Genomic DNA, 17112 nt, shown 5'->3' with positions numbered 1-17112 from the left:
AGAAATGCCGCGCGGCGGGGCTGGTCAGTCGATCTGCATGGCGCGCATCATCGCCTCCAGCCGGGGAACGTCCTCGGGGTTGTTCAGTTCCCAGAACTGGCGGCCCCTCGCCTCGACCTCGACGCACAGCACATGGCGGCCGCGTTCCAGAAAGCGCAGCTGCTCCAGCCCCTCCAGCCGTTCCAGCACGCCCTCGGGCCAGGTCGCGTATTCGGCCAGCGCCGCGGGGCGATAGGCATAGACGCCGACATGGTGAAAGACCGGGCTGGGTGCCTCGGGCGCGGGCGCCACGGGGACGAAGGGCACGACCTCCTTCGAGAAATAGAGCGCGCGGCCGTCATGGCCGAAGACCGCGGTCGTGCCGCCCACCCGCCCGGCGCGGCGGTCGGCCAGCAGATCCTCGCGCATGGCGCCCGAACAGCGCAGGACCGGGGTGGCGACCTGGGCCTCCGGGGCTGTGCGCAGGCCCGCCACCAGATCCTCGACGAACCAGGACGGGGTCAGCGGCGCGTCGCCCTGCAGATTCACGACGATCTCGGGGGACAGGTCCAGCGCGGCCACGGCCTCGGCCACGCGCTCGGTGCCGTTGCGGCAGTCGGGGCTGGTCATCGCGACCTGGGCGCCGAAGCCCTGCGCGTGGTCGCGGATGCGGTCGTCATCGGTGGCCACGATCACCCGGTCGATGCCGGGCACGGCCATGGCCGCGTCCCAGCTGCGCCGGATCAGGCTGCGCGCCCGGCCGCCCGCCCCGGTCAGGGGCACCAGCGGCTTGCCGGGATAGCGGGTCGAGGCGTGGCGGGCGGGGATGACGATGACGACCGACATCTCAGCCCTTCACCAGCAGGACGCCGGGGGCATAGGCGATGAAGAACGGGTTCGCGAATCCCGGCTTGCCATAGGCCAGCGGCGTGTGGTCGTCGAAGCGCACGACCTGACCGCCCGCCCCGCGCAGGACCGCGTCGCCCGCCGCCGTGTCCCATTCCATCGTCCGGCCCAACCGGGGATAGAGATCGGCCTCGCCCGTGGCGACCAGGCAGAATTTCAGCGAGCTGCCCGCGCTGGTCATGTCGCGCACCCCGTATTCGCCGATATAGGCGTCGGTGGCCGCGTCGCGATGCGATTTCGACGCCACGACCATCAGCGCGCGGTTGTCGGGCGTGGCGTTGACGCCGATCGGATCGGTCCGGCCGGGGGCCTCGCCGAAGGGACCCTGCTCCTCGACCGACCGGCCGTCGGCGGTGGTGTAGAACAGCCGCCCCTTGGCGGGGGCATAGACCACGCCGCGCAGCGGCACGCCGTTCTCGACATAGGCGATGTTGACGGTGAAATCGCCGCGCCGCTGCACGAATTCCTTGGTGCCGTCCAGCGGATCGACGATCAGGAAGGTGCGCAGGTCCTGGTCATGGGTGTCGGACTGTTCCTCGGTCACCAGGGGGATGTCGGGAAAGGCCGCCCGCAGCCCCGCCGAGATCAGCGCATCGGCGGCCTCGTCCGCGGCGGTGACGGGCGAATCGTCGGACTTGGCGCGGGTCTCGAAATCGTCGGACTGATAGATCTCCATGATGCGCGCGCCCGCCTCCAGGGCCAGGCGACGCATTTCCGTGGTCAACCGGTCGAATTGCATTCACTTTTCCTTTCCCTGACGGGGCATTCGGGCGCAGGGTCCTGCCGTCGCGTTGTGCGGTGGCGTCGCGCCACTTATGATGCCCGACAGGTCCGTGGGCAAGCGCCGGGCCGGGCGGATGTCGCGCGGCGATGCAAGCCTGCCACCACCCCGCCGCCAAAGGCCAGAATTCGGAGCAGTTCGCGAATGTTCAAGCAGCGTCAGAACCGGACCATGCTGCAGGCCGGGTTCACGACCATCGCCCTGATCTATCACCAGACGGTCTACAACCTGCGCACGGAGCACCGCAACGCGGTGGTCGGGCTGCTGCTGACCATGCTGCAAAGCGTGTTGTTCGTGGCGGTCTTTCTGGCGATGTATTCGCTGATCGGGCTGAAATCATCGCCGATCCGGGGGGATTTCCTGCTCTACATCATGTCGGGCATCTTCATCTTCATGCTGCATGTGCAATCGGTGGGCGCGGTCGCGCAGAGCCATTCGATATCCTCGGGCATCATCAAGCACGAGCCGCTGAACGCGGCGGTGCTGATCTCCGGTGCGGCGCTGGCGGTGCTCTATCGCCAGACGATCGGCTGCATCGTGATCCTGTCGGTCTATTACATGGCCTTCCAACCCTTCACGATCCACGACCCCCTGGGGGCGGGGGCGCTGTTCCTGCTGGCCTGGTTCTCGGGCGTGGCCATCGGCTTGATCTTCCTGGGGATCCGGCCATGGTCGCCGCAGGCCTGCAAGGTGCTGACAACACTCTATCAGCGGATCAACATGTTCGCCTCGGGCAAGTTCTTCGTGGCCAATGCGATGCCGGGCTTCATCCTGCCTTGGTTCAGCTGGAACCCGCTCTTTCACCTGATCGACCAGGAACGGGGCTTTCTGTTTATCAACTATTCGCCGCACAAGACGATGCTCTACTATCCGCTCTGGGTGACGATCGCGGCGCTGATGGTGGGGCTGCTGATCAACTTCACGACCCGCAAATACGAATCCATCAGCTGGAGCGCGGTTCAGTAAAAACCGCGCGGATCGGCTCCGGTCCGGCCCGTTTTTGGGCCGATCCGGTGCTTGCGGGGCCGAATTGCATCCCTATATACACCCCCGAACGGCCCGGACGGTTCCGGACCGGTTTCACGCAAGGGATCGGGCCTCGGGGGCCGCAACGGACCCGCAGCCTAACATATCGCCGCAAGAAAGGTTCAGACACATGTCCAAAGTCATCGGCATCGACCTCGGCACCACGAACAGCTGCGTCGCCATCATGGACGGCAGCCAGCCCAAGGTCATCGAGAACAGCGAGGGTGCGCGCACGACGCCCTCGATCGTCGGCTTCACGGATGGAGAGCGTCTGGTCGGCCAGCCCGCCAAGCGTCAGGCCGTGACCAACCCCACCAACACCGTCTTCGCCGTCAAGCGCCTGATCGGCCGCCGCATGGGCGACGAGGCCGTGGAAAAGGACCGCAAGCTGGTCCCCTATACCATCACCGACGGCGGCAATGGCGATGCCTGGGTCGAGGTGAAGGGCGAGAAGTACTCTCCGGCGCAGGTCAGCGCGATGATCCTCCAGAAGATGAAGGAAACCGCCGAATCCTATCTGGGCGAACAGGTCACCCAGGCCGTGATCACCGTCCCCGCCTATTTCAACGACGCACAGCGCCAGGCGACCAAGGATGCGGGCAAGATCGCCGGCCTCGAGGTCCTGCGCATCATCAACGAGCCGACCGCGGCCGCGCTGGCTTACGGCCTGGACAAGAAGGAAACCAAGACGATCGCGGTCTATGACCTCGGCGGCGGGACCTTCGACATCACCATCCTGGAAATCGACGACGGGTTGTTCGAGGTGAAATCCACGAATGGCGACACCTTCCTGGGTGGCGAAGATTTCGACATGCGGATCGTCAACTACCTGGCCGACGAGTTCAAGAAGGAGCACGGCGTCGATCTGTCCAAGGACAAGATGGCCCTGCAGCGCCTGAAGGAAGCTGCGGAAAAGGCCAAGATCGAGCTGTCCAGCAGCAGCCAGACCGAGATCAACCAGCCCTTCATCAGCATGGACAAGAACAGCGGCACGCCGCTGCACCTGGTCGTCAAGCTGACCCGCGCCAAGCTGGAAAGCCTGGTGGCCGACCTGATCAAGCGCACCATGAAGCCCGTCGCCGACGCGCTGAAGGATGCCGGCTGTTCGAAATCCGACATTGACGAGGTCGTTCTGGTCGGCGGCATGACCCGCATGCCCAAGGTCGTGGCCGAGGTCACCGAATTCTTCGGCAAGGAGCCCCACAAGGGCGTGAACCCCGACGAGGTCGTGGCGCTCGGCGCCGCCATCCAGGCCGGCGTGCTGCAGGGTGACGTCAAGGACGTCGTGCTGCTGGACGTGACGCCCCTGTCCTTGGGAATCGAGACCCTGGGCGGCGTCTTCACCCGCCTGATCGACCGCAACACCACCATCCCGACCAAGAAGTCGCAGATCTTCTCGACCGCCGAGGACAACCAGGGCGCCGTGACCATCCGCGTCTTCCAGGGCGAACGGGAAATGGCCGCCGACAACAAGATGCTGGGCCAGTTCAACCTGGAGGACATCCCGCCCGCGCCGCGCGGCATGCCGCAGATCGAGGTGACCTTCGACATCGACGCCAACGGCATCGTCTCGGTCAGCGCCAAGGACAAGGGCACCGGCAAGGAGCAGAACATCACCATCCAGGCCTCGGGCGGTCTGACCGACGAGGATATCGACCGGATGGTGAAGGATGCCGAGGCCAATGCCGATGCCGACAAGAACCGCCGCGAGCTGGTCGAGGCCAAGAACCAGGCCGAAAGCCTGATCCATTCGACCAAGAAGTCGCTGGACGAGCATGGCGACAAGGTCGACAGCTCGACCGTCGAGGCGATCGAACTGGCCGTCGGCGCGCTGGAGGAATCGGTCAAGTCCGAGGATGCGGGCAAGATCCGCTCGGGCATCCAGAACGTGATGGATGCGTCCATGCGGCTTGGCGAGGCGATCTACAAGTCGCAGCAGGGCGGTGACGATGCCGGCCCCGCCGATGCGGATTCCCCGCGCGACGTGGACAGCGACATCGTGGACGCCGATTTCGAAGATCTGGGCGAAAACAAGAAGCGCGGCTGATCAGGGCCGCTTCCCCGAAAAGGGCCGGCCCGTCGCAGCGGGCCGGCCTGTCTTTTGGGGCAGCTGAACAGGACGAGACATGGGCAAGCGTTGCTATTACGAAGTGCTCGGGGTCACGCGCGGGGCCGGGGCCGACGAGATCAAGAAGGCCTATCGCAGCAAGGCCAAGGAACTGCATCCCGACCGCAATCAGGACGATGCCACGGCCGAGGCCCGCTTCAAGGAAGTGAACGAGGCCTATGACTGCCTGAAGGACGACCACAAGAAGGCCGCCTATGACCGCTTCGGTCATGCCGCCTTCGAGGGCGGCATGGGCGGCGGCGGCGGCGGGCGCGGCCAGCATCCGGGCGATTTCGGCGCGGCCTTCGCCGATGTCTTCGAGGACCTGTTCGGCGACATGATGGGCCGGCGCGGCGGCGGGGGCGGCGGACGCGCCCGGGCACAGCGCGGCCAGGACCTGCGCTACAACCTGCGGGTCAGCCTCGAGGAGGCCTATATGGGCGTCCAGAAGCCGATCACCGTGCGCGGCTCGGTCGCCTGCGGCGAATGCAGCGGCACCGGCGCCGAAGGGGCCAGCCAGCCCGCCGCCTGCCCGACCTGCGCGGGCATGGGCAAGGTGCGCGCCCAGCAGGGCTTCTTCACGGTCGAGCGCACCTGCCCGACCTGCGGCGGCGCGGGCCAGATCGTCAAGAACCCCTGCAAGGCCTGCCACGGCGCGGGCCGGATGGAACGCGACCGCGCGCTGCAGGTCAACATCCCCGCGGGCGTCGAGACCGGCACCCGCATCCGCCTGGCCGGCGAGGGCGAGGCCGGGCTGCGCGGCGGGCCGACGGGCGATCTCTACATCTTCATCGAGGTGGTCGAGCACGCGATCTTCTTGCGCGACGGCAAGATGCTGGCCTGTCAGGTGCCGGTCAGCATGGCCACCGCCGCCTTGGGCGGCGAGGTCGAGGTGCCGACGATCGACGGCGGGCGCGCTCGCGTCAAGGTCCCCGCCGGCAGCCAGACCGGCCGCCAGATGCGCCTGCGCGGCAAGGGCATGCCGCCCCTGCGCCACGGCCCCGGCGCGGCGGGCGATTTCGGCGACATGCTGATCGAGCTGACGGTCGAGACGCCCGTGAACCTGACCACCCGCCAGCGCGAGCTGCTGCGCGAGTTCGAGGCCGAGAAGGCCGATAACAGCCCGCAATCGGACGGGTTCTTCGACAAGGTGAAAAGCTTCTGGGACGGGATGACCCGCTGAGGTCTTAACCCCGCGTTAACCGGTTCGGGCCATGCTGGCGGCATGGACCCGAATCGTTCCTTTGGCGAAATGCCCCTGCCGCTGTTCCAGCCCGCCCCCGATGACGTGGCGCTGGACACGCCGCCCGTCGCGGGGCGGCGCGGCGCGCCCTCCTATCTGGCCGATCACCGGGCGCGGCTGCGCGACCGCTTCATGCAGGGCGGCGCCGGGGCGATGCCCGATTACGAGTTGCTGGAGCTGGTGCTGTTCCGCGCCATCCCGCGCCAGGACGTCAAGCCCCTGGCCCGCCGCCTGATCGAGACCTTCGGCGATTTCAACCGCGTCATCACCGCCCCGCCCGCCCGCCTGCAGGCGGTCGAGGGCGTGGGCCCCGCCATCGTCACCGAACTGAAGATCGTCGAGGCAGCGGCGCAGCGCATGGCCCGCGCCCGGATCATGCACCGCCCCGTCCTGTCCAGCTGGCAGTCGCTGCTGGATTACTGCCACACCGCCATGGCCCATCGCGAGATCGAGCAGTTCCGCGTGCTCTATCTGGACCGCAAGAACGTGCTGATCGCCGATGAGGAACAGTCCCGCGGCACGGTCGATCATGTCCCCGTCTACCCGCGCGAGATCATCCGCCGCGCGCTGGAGCTGAACGCCTCGGCGCTGATCCTGGTGCACAACCACCCCTCGGGCGATCCCACGCCGTCCGACAGCGACATCACCATGACCGCGCGCATCGCCCAAGCCGCCGACAGCATGGGAATCACCATCCACGACCACCTGATCATCGGCAAGTCGCGCGAACTCAGCTTTCGCTCGGAAGGGCTGTTGTGACGGCGGCCTGCAACCGCGACACCCTGCCGCAGTGACCATACGGAACGGCGTGGCGAATCCGCCGGATGCGGCGATTTGCGTAGGGGTTGCACGGGTTATCATCTGGACTGACGGGAAATTGAGGGCTAGAACCGCCCCCGCGAAGGCTGCGTTCGGACGCGGCCCGGAATGTCGTATCGGCCCCTTCTCGGCCTGAATTGGAGTATGACCCGTGTCCCACGCAGATGACCACGTAGGCACCCGGAGGGATTTCCTCTACTATGCCACGGCGGGAGCAGGCACGGTGGCCGCCGGTGCCGCCGCCTGGACGCTTGTGAACCAGATGAACCCCTCGGCCGACGTCCAGGCCCTAGCCTCGATCCAGGTCGATGTCGCGGGCGTCGCGCCCGGATCGCAGATCACCGTCCTGTTCCTGGGCAAGCCCGTGTTCATCCGCCGCCGCACCCCCGAGGAGATCGAGGCCGGCCGCGCGGTCGAGCTGAACGAGCTGGTGGACCGCAACGCGCAGAACCCCAATGTCGGCGACAACGCGCCGGCCACCGACGCGAACCGCGCGCTGGACGAGACCGGCGAATGGCTGGTCCAGATCGGCGTCTGCACCCATCTGGGCTGCGTGCCCATCGGCGACGGCGCGGGCGATTTCGGCGGCTGGTTCTGCCCCTGCCACGGCAGCCATTACGACACGGCCGGCCGCATCCGTCGCGGCCCCGCGCCGCAGAACATGCATATTCCCGTGGCGTCGTTCATCAACGACACCACCATCCAGCTGGGCTGAGGGGGGACCAATGGCCGGAATTCCGCACGATCACTACGAGCCCAAGTCGGGCTTCGAGCGCTGGCTGCACCGCCGCCTTCCGGTGGCGGGGCTGCTCTATGACACGCTGATGATCCCCACGCCCAAGAACCTGAACTGGATGTGGATCTGGGGCATCGTCCTGGTCTTCTGCCTAGCGCTGCAGATCATCACCGGCATCGTCCTGGCGATGCATTACACGCCGCATGTCGACATGGCCTTCGCCAGCGTCGAACACATCATGCGCAACGTGAATGGCGGGCACATGCTCCGCTACATCCACATGAACGGCGCGTCGCTGTTCTTCGTCGCCGTCTATCTGCACATCTTCCGCGGCCTCTACTACGGCAGCTACAAGGCCCCGCGCGAGGTGACCTGGATCATCGGCATGCTGATCTATCTGCTGATGATGGCCACGGCCTTCATGGGCTATGTGCTGCCTTGGGGCCAGATGTCCTTCTGGGGCGCGACCGTGATCACCGGCCTCTTCGGCGCGATCCCGGGGGTGGGCGAATCCATCCAGACCTGGCTGCTGGGCGGGCCCGCGGTCGGCAACGCGACGCTGAACCGCTTCTTCTCGCTGCATTACCTGCTGCCCTTCATCATCGCGGGCCTGGTGATCGTGCATATCTGGGCCTTCCATTCCACGGGCAACAACAACCCGACCGGGATCGAGGTGCGCCGCACCAGCAAGGAAGAGGCCGAAAAGGACACCCTGCCCTTCTGGCCCTATTTCGTGATCAAGGACCTGTTCGCGCTGGCGCTGATCCTGGTCATCTTCTTCGCCATCGTCGGCTTCATGCCGAACTATCTGGGCCACCCGGACAACTATATCGAGGCGAACGCCCTGGCGACGCCCGCGCATATCGTGCCGGAATGGTACTTCCTGCCCTTCTACGCGATCCTGCGCGCCTTCGACGGCGATGTGTGGCTGGTCCAGCTGACCAACTTCATCTCCTTCGGGATCATCGATTCGACCTTCTTCGGCGTGCTGGCCATGTTCGGCGCCATCCTGGTCATGGCGCTGGCGCCTTGGCTGGACACCAGCCGCGTTCGCTCGGGCCGCTACCGCCCGCAGTTCAAGTGGTGGTTCTGGCTGCTGGTCGCCGACTTCATGATCCTGATGTGGGCGGGCGCCATGCCGGCCGAGGGGATCTATCCCTACATCGCGCTGGCCGGTTCGGCCTATTGGTTCGCCTATTTCCTGGTCATCCTGCCCCTGCTGGGCGTGATCGAGAAGCCCGAGCCGATGCCCGCCACCATCGAGGAAGACTATAACGCACATTACGCGCCCAAGGTTGGTGGGACCAGCCTGACGCAGCCTGCCGAATGAGAGGACCAAGCAAGATGCTGAAAGCAATCGCGATCGCCGCCATCACGGCCCTCGGGCTGCCCGGTGCTGCGATGGCCGCAGGCGAGGTCGGGCATATCGAGGATGTCGATTTTTCCTTCGAGGGCCCCTTCGGTTCGTTTGACCAGTTCCAGCTGCAGCGCGGTCTTCAGGTCTATACCGAGGTCTGCTCGGCCTGCCACGGCCTGCAATACGTGCCGATCCGCACGCTGGCCGACCCCTCGGGGCCGGGCCTGCCCGAGGATCAGGTCCGCGCCTATGCGGCCGAGCTGCTGCCGATCTGGGACGAGGCCCTGGGCGAGGAGCGTCCGCGCACCCTGACCGACCATTTCCCGACCGTCGCGGGCGACGGGATGGGTCCGGACCTGTCGCTGATGGCCAAGGCGCGTGCGGGCTTTCACGGCCCCTACGGTCTGGGCATCAACCAGCTGATCCGCGGCATGGGCGGGCCGGAATATCTGCATGCCCTGCTGACCGGCTATACCGGCCGCGACCAGGAGCAGGCGGGCACCCTGCTGCATGAGAACACCGCCTTCCCCGGCGGCTGGATCAGCATGGCCGCCCCGCTGTCGGATGACCGCGTCACCTACGAGGACGGCACCCCTGCCACGGTCGACCAGATGTCGATGGACGTGGCCGCCTTCCTGATGTGGACGGCCGAGCCCAAGATGATGGACCGCAAGGCCGTGGGCCTGGTCTCGGTCCTGGTGCTGCTGCTGCTGACGGTGCTGCTCTATCTGGTGAACAAGCGTCTCTGGGCGCCACACAAGGACAAGCTGAAGCCCTGATCCCCACCGGATCCCCGCCATCGAAACGCGCCCCCCGGGGCGCGTTTTTCGTTCTGGACAAGGCCCCGCGCGGGCGGTCACATGACCGCGTCACATGCGGGGGGGCGCGACATGGCCATCTGGAACCTGGGATCCATCAATATCGACCTGGTCTATCGGCTGGACCACCTGCCCCGCCCGGGCGAAACCCTGGCCGCCCGCAGCCGCGCCCAGGGCCTGGGCGGCAAGGGCGCCAACCAGTCGGTCGCCGCCGCCCGCGCGGGTTCCGCTACCCGGCATCTGGGCGCGATGGGGGATGCCGATGGCTGGGTCGCCGACCGCCTGTCGGAAGCGGGCGTCGACATGGCCGGCGTCGCCCGGCTGGCCGATCAGCCGACCGGCCATGCGATCATCCTGGTCGATGCGGGGGCCGAAAACGCCATCGTCATCCATCCCGGCGCGAACCGCGCCATCGACGACCAAGGGCTGGACCGGGCCTTGGCGGCGATCGGCCCCGAGGACACGCTGCTGCTGCAGAACGAGACGAACGGCCAGCTTGCCGCCGCCCGGGCCGCGCAGGCACGGGGCGCGCGGGTGGTCTATTCCGCCGCGCCCTTCGATCTGGAGGCGGTGCAGGCCGTGCTGCCCCATGTCTCTGTCCTGGCGATGAATGCGGGCGAGGCTGATCAGCTCTTTGCCGAAATGCCCGAGGTTCCGGTCCAAGGCCTGCTGATCACCCGCGGGGCCGAGGGCGCGGAATATCGCGACCTGACCACGGGCGCGATCCACCGGCAGGCCTCGTTCCGGGTGGATGCGGTGGACACGACCGGGGCGGGCGACACCTTCGCGGGCTATTTCGCCGCCGGGCTGGATCAGGGCCTGACCATCCCGCAGGCGCTGCGGCTGGCCTCGGGCGCGGCGGCGCTGAAGGTCACGCGGGCGGGGGCGGGCGACGCCATCCCCACCCGCGCCGAGGTCGACGCGTTTCTGGACGATCAGCCGATCTGACCGCGAACCCCGCCGGTCTGCGCCCGGTCCATCAGCAGGTGGTCCAGGATCACGCAGGCCGCCATCGCCTCGGCCACCGGCACGGCGCGGATGCCCACGCAGGGGTCGTGGCGGCCCTTGGTGATGACGTCGATCTCCTCTCCGCGCGCATTGATGGACCGGCGAGGTGTCGTGATCGAGCTGGTCGGCTTGATCGCGAAGCGCACCACGATGTCCTGACCCGTGGATATCCCGCCCAGGATCCCGCCCGCGTGGTTCGACAGGAATTCCGGCCCGTCCGGCCCCATGCGGATCTCATCGGCATTGTCCACGCCGGTCAGCGCGGCGGAGGCCATGCCCTCGCCGATCTCGACCGCCTTCACGGCATTGATCGACATCATCGCGGCGGCCAGATCGGTATCCAGCTTGGCATAGACCGGCGCGCCGAGGCCCGCGGGGCAGCCCTGAACGCAGACCTCTATCGCTGCGCCGACGCTGTTCTGATCCTTGCGGATACCGTCCAGATAATCGGACCAGGCCTGAACAGCGTCCGCATCGGGCAGAAAGAAGGGATTGTCGTCCACCGCCGACAGGTCCAGCCGCGCGCGGTCAAGATGCATCGCCCCCATCTGCACCATGTAACCGGTGATCTTCAGGTCCGGCACCAGCGCTCCTAGCACCGCCTGTGCCACCGCGCCCGCCGCGACCCGCGCCGCCGTCTCACGCGCGGATGATCGGCCCCCGCCGCGATAATCGCGCACCCCGTATTTCAGGTGATAGGTGATGTCCGCATGCCCCGGACGGAAACTGGTGGCGATGTCGCCGTAATCCTTGGACCGCTGGTCGGTATTCTCGATCATCAGCTGGATCGACGTGCCGGTGGTGACGCCCTCGAAGACGCCGGACAGGATGCGCACCTGGTCGGGCTCGCGCCGCTGCGTGGTGTGTTTCGACGTGCCGGGGCGGCGGCGGTCCATGAAGCGCTGGATGTAGTCTTTCGTCAGGGGCACGCCGGGCGGCACGCCGTCCACCGTCGCGCCAAGGGCGGGGCCGTGGCTTTCGCCCCAGGTGGTAAAGCGGAACTCGCGGCCGAAGGTGTTGTAGCTCATGGGCGCGTCTCCTCGGACAGGGCTTTCAATTCATAGATCAGGTCCAGCGCCTCGCGCGGGGACAGGGCGTCGGGATGGACGGCCTTCAGGCGGTCATCCAGCGGACGGGCCTTCGGCGCGGGCGGCGGGGCGGCGCGGAACAGCGGCAGGTCGTCGATCAGCGCCATGGGCCGGGCCGACTGACGCTCGCCCGATTCCAGCGCGTCAAGGACGGTGCGGGCGCGATCCACGACCGATGCGGGCAGGCCCGCCAGCCGCGCGACCTGCACGCCATAGCTGCGATCGGCCGCGCCCTTTCGGACCTCGTGGAGGAAGATCACCTCGCCCTCCCATTCGCGCACGGCAACGGTGGCGTTCTCGACGCCGTCCAGCTTGGCCGACAGCGCCGTCATCTCATGGTAATGCGTGGCGAACAGGGCACGGCAGCGGTTCGCGGCCTGCAGATGCTCCATCACCGCCCAAGCGATCGACAGCCCGTCCCAGGTCGAGGTACCGCGCCCGATCTCGTCCAGGATCACCAGCGCGCGGTCATCGGCCTGGTTCAGGATCGCGGCCGTCTCGACCATCTCGACCATGAAGGTGGACCGGCCCCGCGCCAGATCGTCGGCGGCGCCCACGCGCGAAAACAGCTGGCTGACCAGCCCGATATGGGCCGCGCGTGCGGGCACGAAGGCCCCGGCCTGCGCCAGCACCGCGATCAGCGCGTTCTGGCGCAGAAAGGTCGATTTCCCGGCCATGTTCGGCCCGGTCAGCAGCCAGATCGCGGGCGTCGTCCCCTTGGTCAGGTCGCAATCATTGGCGACGAAGCTTTCCGCCTTGCGGCGCAGCGCGCGTTCCACGACCGGGTGGCGGCCCCCGTCGATGACGAAGGCGCGGCTGTCATCGATGCGCGGGCGCACCCAGCCCTCGCCCGAGGCCAGATCGGCGAAGGCCCCGGCCAGATCGATCTCGGCCAGCGCACGCGCCGCCTGTCCGATCAGCGCGGCGCGGTCCAGGATCGCGGCACGCAGGCGGTCGAAGACGGCGCGCTCGATCTCCAGCGCGCGATCGCGGGCGTTCAGGATGCGGGTCTCCAGCTCGCTCAGTTCGACCGTGGTGAAGCGGATCTGGTTCGCGGTGGTCTGGCGGTGGATGAAACGGTCGGGCATCGCACGCATGCGCTCGGCATGGGTGGTCGTCGTTTCGATGAAATAGCCCAAGACGTTGTTATGCTTGATCTTCAGGCCGGGGATGCCCGCCTGCGCCGCGTAATCGGCCTGCATCCCGGCGATGACGCCGCGCCCCTCGTCGCGCAACCGGCGGGTCTGGTCCAGATCGGCGTCGAACCCCTCGGCCACGAAGCCGCCATCGCGGGCCAGCAGCGGCGGCTCGGCCACCAGCGCCTGATCCAGCAGCGCTACCAGATCGTCATGCCCGACCAGATCGCGCGCCGCATCGCGCAGCACCTGCGGCGCGTCGCCGGGCAGGCGGGCGGCGATGGCCGCGCCCTGCGTCAGCCCGGCGCGGATCGCGGCCAGATCGCGGGGCCCCCCGCGGTCCAAGGCCAGCCGTGACAGCGCCCGGTCCATGTCCGGCACCCGCGACAGCGCCGCGCGCAGATCGGCCAGCAGGCGCGCATCGCCCGAAAGCGCGGCCACCGCATCATGCCGCGCCGCGATCAGCGCCAGATCGCGCGAGGGCGCGCCGATCCGACGCTCCAGCAGCCGCGCGCCCGGTGCGGTCACGGTGCGGTCGATGGCGGCCAGCAAGGATCCCTCGCGCCCGCCCGACAGGGCCTGGGTCAGTTCCAGGTTGCGCCGGGTCGCGGCGTCGATCTGCATCGCGCCGCCCGCGCGTTCCCGCAAAGGCGGGCGCAGCAGGGGCAGGCGGCCCTTCTGCGTCATCTCCAGATAATCGACGATGGCGCCCATCGCCGACAGCTCGGCCCGGGTGAAGGTCCCGAAACCGTCCAGCGTCTCGACGCCATAGAGCGCGCAGAGCCGCCGCGCCCCCGCCCCGCTGTCGAAGGCGCTGGCATGTAGGTCGGTCATGGCCGCGCCCGCTTCGGCGATCAGATCCTCCAGCCCCGTGTCGCAGGACAGCACCTCGCGCGGGGCCAGCCGCGCCAGCTCGGGCGCCAGGCGTGGAAGCGGGCAGTCCATCACCGAAAACGCCCCGGTCGAGATGTCGACCCAAGCCAGCGCGCCCTCGTCGCGCACCACCACGAAGGCCGCCAGGTAATTGTGCCGCCGCGCCTCCAGCAGCGATTCCTCGGTCAGGGTGCCCGGCGTGACCAGCCGCACCACGTCGCGCGCCACGACGGATTTGGACCCGCGCTTCTTCGCCTCGGCGGGGTCCTCCGTCTGTTCGGCGATGGCCACGCGGAATCCTTTGCGGATCAGCGTCAGCAGATAGGATTCCGCCGCATGGACCGGCACGCCGCACATCGGGATGGGTTCCCCCAGATGGGTGCCGCGTTTCGTCAGCGCGATGTCCAGCGCGGCCGCGGCGGCCACCGCATCGTCAAAGAACATCTCGTAGAAATCGCCCATGCGATAGAAGAGCAGCGCACCCGGATTGGCCTCGCGGATCGCAAGATACTGGGCCATCATCGGCGTGGGCTGATCGGTCATGTCCTTCACCATGCCCGCGTTCTAGCGCCTTGCGCGCGGGCGCGAAACCTCTACATTCGGGGCCACCTCGGGGTGCCCCATCGGGCTGAGACGCTGCAGGCGGACCCGTTGAACCTGATCCGGCTCACACCGGCGGAGGGAAGGTCACGCGCCCCTTTCATCCGAAACCCCCTATGAAAGGAGGCGCCCATGCGAACCGCCCTTGCCCTGTTGCTGATGGCCACGCCCGTCGCGGCCCAGGACCGCGTGTTGACGGTCTATGCCGAGGATTACATCGCCAGCGAATGGGGCCCCGGCCCCGCCATCAAGGAGGGGTTCGAGGCCTTCTGCGACTGCACGCTGCGCTTCGTGACCGGCGACATCCTGCCCCGCATCCTGATGGAGGGCGCGAACACCCAGGCCGATGTGGTCTTCGGCCTGAATACCGACGTGCTGGCCCGCGCGCGGGCGTCGGGCCTCTTTGCGCCGCATGGTCAGGACACGTCCGACATGTCCTTGCCCATCGCATGGGACGATCCGACCTTCCTGCCCTATAACTGGGGCGAGACGGCCTTCGTCTATGATACGACTCGGCTGGAGAACCCGCCCGCCAGCTTTGCCGAACTGCTGGAGGCCGAGGATATCCGCATCGTCATCCAGGACCCGCGCAGCTCGATCTCGGGGCTGGCGCTCTTGTTCTGGGTGAAGCAGGTCTATGGCGACGAGGCGGGCGCGGCCTGGTCGCAGCTGGCGCCCAAGGTGCTGACAGTGACGCGCGGCTGGTCTGAAAGCTATGGCATGTTCACCAGCGGCGAGGCCGATATGGTGTTGTCCTACACGACCTCGCCCGCCTATCACATCGCCGCCGAGGATGACGTGACCAAACGCGCCGCGATCTTTCCCGAAGGCCATTACTTCATGACCGAGGTGGCGGGCCAGCTGGCCGGGTCCGATCAGCCCGAACTGGCCCAGGCCTTCATGGACTGGATCGTGACGCCCGAATTCCAGCAGGTCGTGCCCTTGGCCAACTGGTCCCTGCCCGCCGCCCTGCCCGAGGATCAATGGCCCCAGGTCATGCGCGACCTTCCGCGCCCTGACACCACGCTGTTCTATTCCGAGGACGAGGCCGAGGCCCTGCGGCAACCCGCGCTGGACGAATGGCTGCGCGCCTTCAACTAGGCCATCTGGTCGCGGCCTTCCTTGCCACGGCGATCCTGGGCACCCTGGGCGCGGTGGCCTGGTCCGCCGGCGGCCTGGGGGCCTTGAGCGAATGGGACTGGCGCGCGGTGCGCTTCACGCTGTGGCAGGCGGCTTTGTCGGCGACGCTGTCCGCGCTGCTCGCGGTGCCGGTGGCGCGGGCCTTGGCGCGGCGGCGGTTCCGGGGGCGGGGCCTGCTGGTGACGCTGCTGGGCGCGCCCTTCATCCTGCCGGTGATCGTGGCGATCATGGGGCTGATCGCGGTCTTTGGCCGCAACGGCGCCGTGAACGAGGCCCTGCGCGCCCTCGGCCTGCCCGAGATGGTGATCTATGGCTGGCAGGGGGTGATCCTGGCGCATGTCTTCCTTAACCTGCCGCTGTCGGTGCGGCTGATCCTGCAGGGCTGGCAGGCGATCCCGGCCGAGCGTTTCCGCCTGGCCGCCAGCCTGGATTTCGCGCCCTGCGACATTGCCCGCCATCTGGAACGCCCGATGCTGCGCGCCGTGCTGCCGGGGGTCTGGCTGGCGGTCTTTCTGGTCTGCCTGACCTCGTTCACGGTTGCCTTGGCGCTTGGCGGCGGGCCGCGCGCCACCACGGTCGAGCTGGCGATCTATCAGGCCTTCCGCTTCGATTTCGACCTGGGTCGGGCGGCCAGCCTGGGGCTGGTCCAGATCGGCCTTTGTGTCGCGGCGGCGCTGGTGGCGCGGCGGATCGTGGTGCCTGCGGCTTTCGGCGCGGGGCTGGACGCGCGCCACGGCCCGCCCGCGCCGGGGGGCTGGCGGCTTGGGGCGGATGCGCTTGTGATCACATTGGCGGCGGGGTTCCTGCTCTGGCCGATGGGGGCCGTGATCACGACCGGACTGCCGCGCATCCCCGCGCTGCCCGCCGATGTCTGGGACGCCGCTTGGCGGTCGGTCGTCATGGCGGTGGCCTCGGCCCTGCTGTCGGTCGGGGCCTGCCTGGCGCTGGCCCTGACCATTGCGGCAGGCCGGGCGCGGTGGGTCGAGGCGGCGGGGATGCTGCCCCTGATCGCCTCGCCTCTGGTGCTGGGGACGGGGCTCTTCATCCTGCTGCGCGGGGTGGCCAGCCCGCAGCAGATGGCCCTGCCGGTGACGGTGGCGGTCAACGCGGCCATGGCCCTGCCCTTCGGGCTGCGCGCGCTGATCCCCGCGGCGCAGGCGCTGCGGGCGGATTACGACCGGCTGGCCCTGTCGCTGGACCTGCGGGGGCTGGCGCGGCTGCGCCTTTTGACCCTGCCGCGTCTGGCCCGGCCCCTGGGGTTCGCGGGCGGGCTGGCGGCGGCCTTGGCGATGGGCGATCTGGGGGTCATCACGCTCTTCGCCAGCGATCAGCCGACGCTGCCCCTGAAACTCTATCAGCTGATGAACGGTTACCGGATGGCGGATGCGGCGGCGGCATCCGTGCTGCTGATGATCCTCAGCTTCGGCCTCTTCTGGCTGTTCGATCGCGGAGGCCGGCTTGGCGCTTGAATTCGACGACATCGTGGTGCGGCAGG

At 68.0% G+C, this 17112-nt stretch carries 14 protein-coding genes and 1 riboswitch; of the genes, 10 read left to right on the top strand and 4 right to left on the bottom strand.

Annotation, left to right across the window (positions count from 1 at the left end):
• Positions 1-24 precede the first annotated feature (24 nt).
• Both JHW48_RS01290 and cysQ read right to left on the bottom strand, forming a co-directional pair.
• Positions 25-825, bottom strand: coding sequence for a 3-deoxy-manno-octulosonate cytidylyltransferase (locus JHW48_RS01290; RefSeq protein WP_119886199.1), 801 nt, complete (start codon positions 823-825; stop codon positions 25-27).
• Position 826: 1 nt separating this feature from the next.
• On the bottom strand, positions 827-1624 hold the full coding sequence (gene cysQ / locus JHW48_RS01285; RefSeq protein ID WP_119886200.1) for a 3'(2'),5'-bisphosphate nucleotidase CysQ: 798 nt from the start codon (positions 1622-1624) through the stop codon (positions 827-829).
• 186 nt (positions 1625-1810) lie between these two features.
• Between cysQ and JHW48_RS01280 the strand changes: the two genes are divergently transcribed.
• The 8 genes from JHW48_RS01280 (at position 1811) to JHW48_RS01245 (ending at position 10720) form a co-directional block, all read left to right on the top strand.
• Complete coding sequence (locus JHW48_RS01280) at positions 1811-2632, top strand: ABC transporter permease (RefSeq protein ID WP_119886201.1); 822 nt, start codon at positions 1811-1813, stop codon at positions 2630-2632.
• A 163-nt stretch (positions 2633-2795) separates the two neighbouring features.
• On the top strand, positions 2796-4739 hold the full coding sequence (gene dnaK / locus JHW48_RS01275) for a molecular chaperone DnaK (protein ID WP_272835840.1): 1944 nt from the start codon (positions 2796-2798) through the stop codon (positions 4737-4739).
• Positions 4740-4818: 79 nt separating this feature from the next.
• Positions 4819-5982, top strand: coding sequence for a molecular chaperone DnaJ (dnaJ, locus tag JHW48_RS01270; protein ID WP_119886203.1), 1164 nt, complete (start codon positions 4819-4821; stop codon positions 5980-5982).
• A 42-nt stretch (positions 5983-6024) separates the two neighbouring features.
• Positions 6025-6801, top strand: coding sequence for a RadC family protein (gene radC, locus JHW48_RS01265; RefSeq protein ID WP_119886204.1), 777 nt, complete (start codon positions 6025-6027; stop codon positions 6799-6801).
• Positions 6802-7012: 211 nt separating this feature from the next.
• Complete coding sequence (gene petA / locus JHW48_RS01260; RefSeq protein ID WP_119886205.1) at positions 7013-7576, top strand: ubiquinol-cytochrome c reductase iron-sulfur subunit; 564 nt, start codon at positions 7013-7015, stop codon at positions 7574-7576.
• A 10-nt stretch (positions 7577-7586) separates the two neighbouring features.
• Entirely contained in the window at positions 7587-8927 is a 1341-nt protein-coding gene (petB, locus tag JHW48_RS01255; RefSeq protein ID WP_119886206.1) for a cytochrome b, read from the top strand.
• 14 nt (positions 8928-8941) lie between these two features.
• Positions 8942-9733 carry a cytochrome c1 gene (locus JHW48_RS01250; RefSeq protein ID WP_119886207.1) on the top strand — a complete coding sequence of 264 codons (792 nt, stop codon included), beginning with the start codon at positions 8942-8944 and terminating at the stop codon, positions 9731-9733.
• Positions 9734-9844: 111 nt separating this feature from the next.
• Positions 9845-10720, top strand: a complete 876-nt coding sequence (locus JHW48_RS01245; protein ID WP_119886208.1) for a ribokinase — start codon at positions 9845-9847, stop codon at positions 10718-10720.
• On the opposite strand, the gene aroC is transcribed toward JHW48_RS01245, so the two are convergent.
• Both aroC and mutS read right to left on the bottom strand, forming a co-directional pair.
• Entirely contained in the window at positions 10708-11808 is a 1101-nt protein-coding gene (aroC, locus tag JHW48_RS01240; protein ID WP_119886209.1) for a chorismate synthase, read from the bottom strand. The genes JHW48_RS01245 and aroC overlap by 13 nt on opposite strands.
• Positions 11805-14420 carry a DNA mismatch repair protein MutS gene (gene mutS, locus JHW48_RS01235; protein ID WP_119886219.1) on the bottom strand — a complete coding sequence of 872 codons (2616 nt, stop codon included), beginning with the start codon at positions 14418-14420 and terminating at the stop codon, positions 11805-11807. The genes aroC and mutS overlap by 4 nt, the downstream gene beginning before the upstream one ends.
• A 58-nt stretch (positions 14421-14478) precedes the next feature.
• Positions 14479-14578: riboswitch (TPP riboswitch) on the top strand.
• Positions 14579-14609: 31 nt separating this feature from the next.
• Between mutS and JHW48_RS01230 the strand changes: the two genes are divergently transcribed.
• Both JHW48_RS01230 and JHW48_RS01225 read left to right on the top strand, forming a co-directional pair.
• On the top strand, positions 14610-15578 hold the full coding sequence (locus JHW48_RS01230) for a thiamine ABC transporter substrate-binding protein (RefSeq protein ID WP_119886210.1): 969 nt from the start codon (positions 14610-14612) through the stop codon (positions 15576-15578).
• The gene (locus JHW48_RS01225; protein WP_119886211.1) at positions 15557-17086 is read left to right on the top strand and encodes an ABC transporter permease family protein; all 1530 of its coding nucleotides are present in this window, start codon (positions 15557-15559) and stop codon (positions 17084-17086) included. The genes JHW48_RS01230 and JHW48_RS01225 overlap by 22 nt, the downstream gene beginning before the upstream one ends.
• The last annotated feature ends 26 nt before the right edge of the window (positions 17087-17112 follow it).

Source organism: Paracoccus aestuarii (assembly GCF_028553885.1).
Lineage (GTDB): Bacteria > Pseudomonadota > Alphaproteobacteria > Rhodobacterales > Rhodobacteraceae > Paracoccus > Paracoccus aestuarii.
This window is presented reverse-complemented; position numbering and strand designations above follow the sequence as displayed.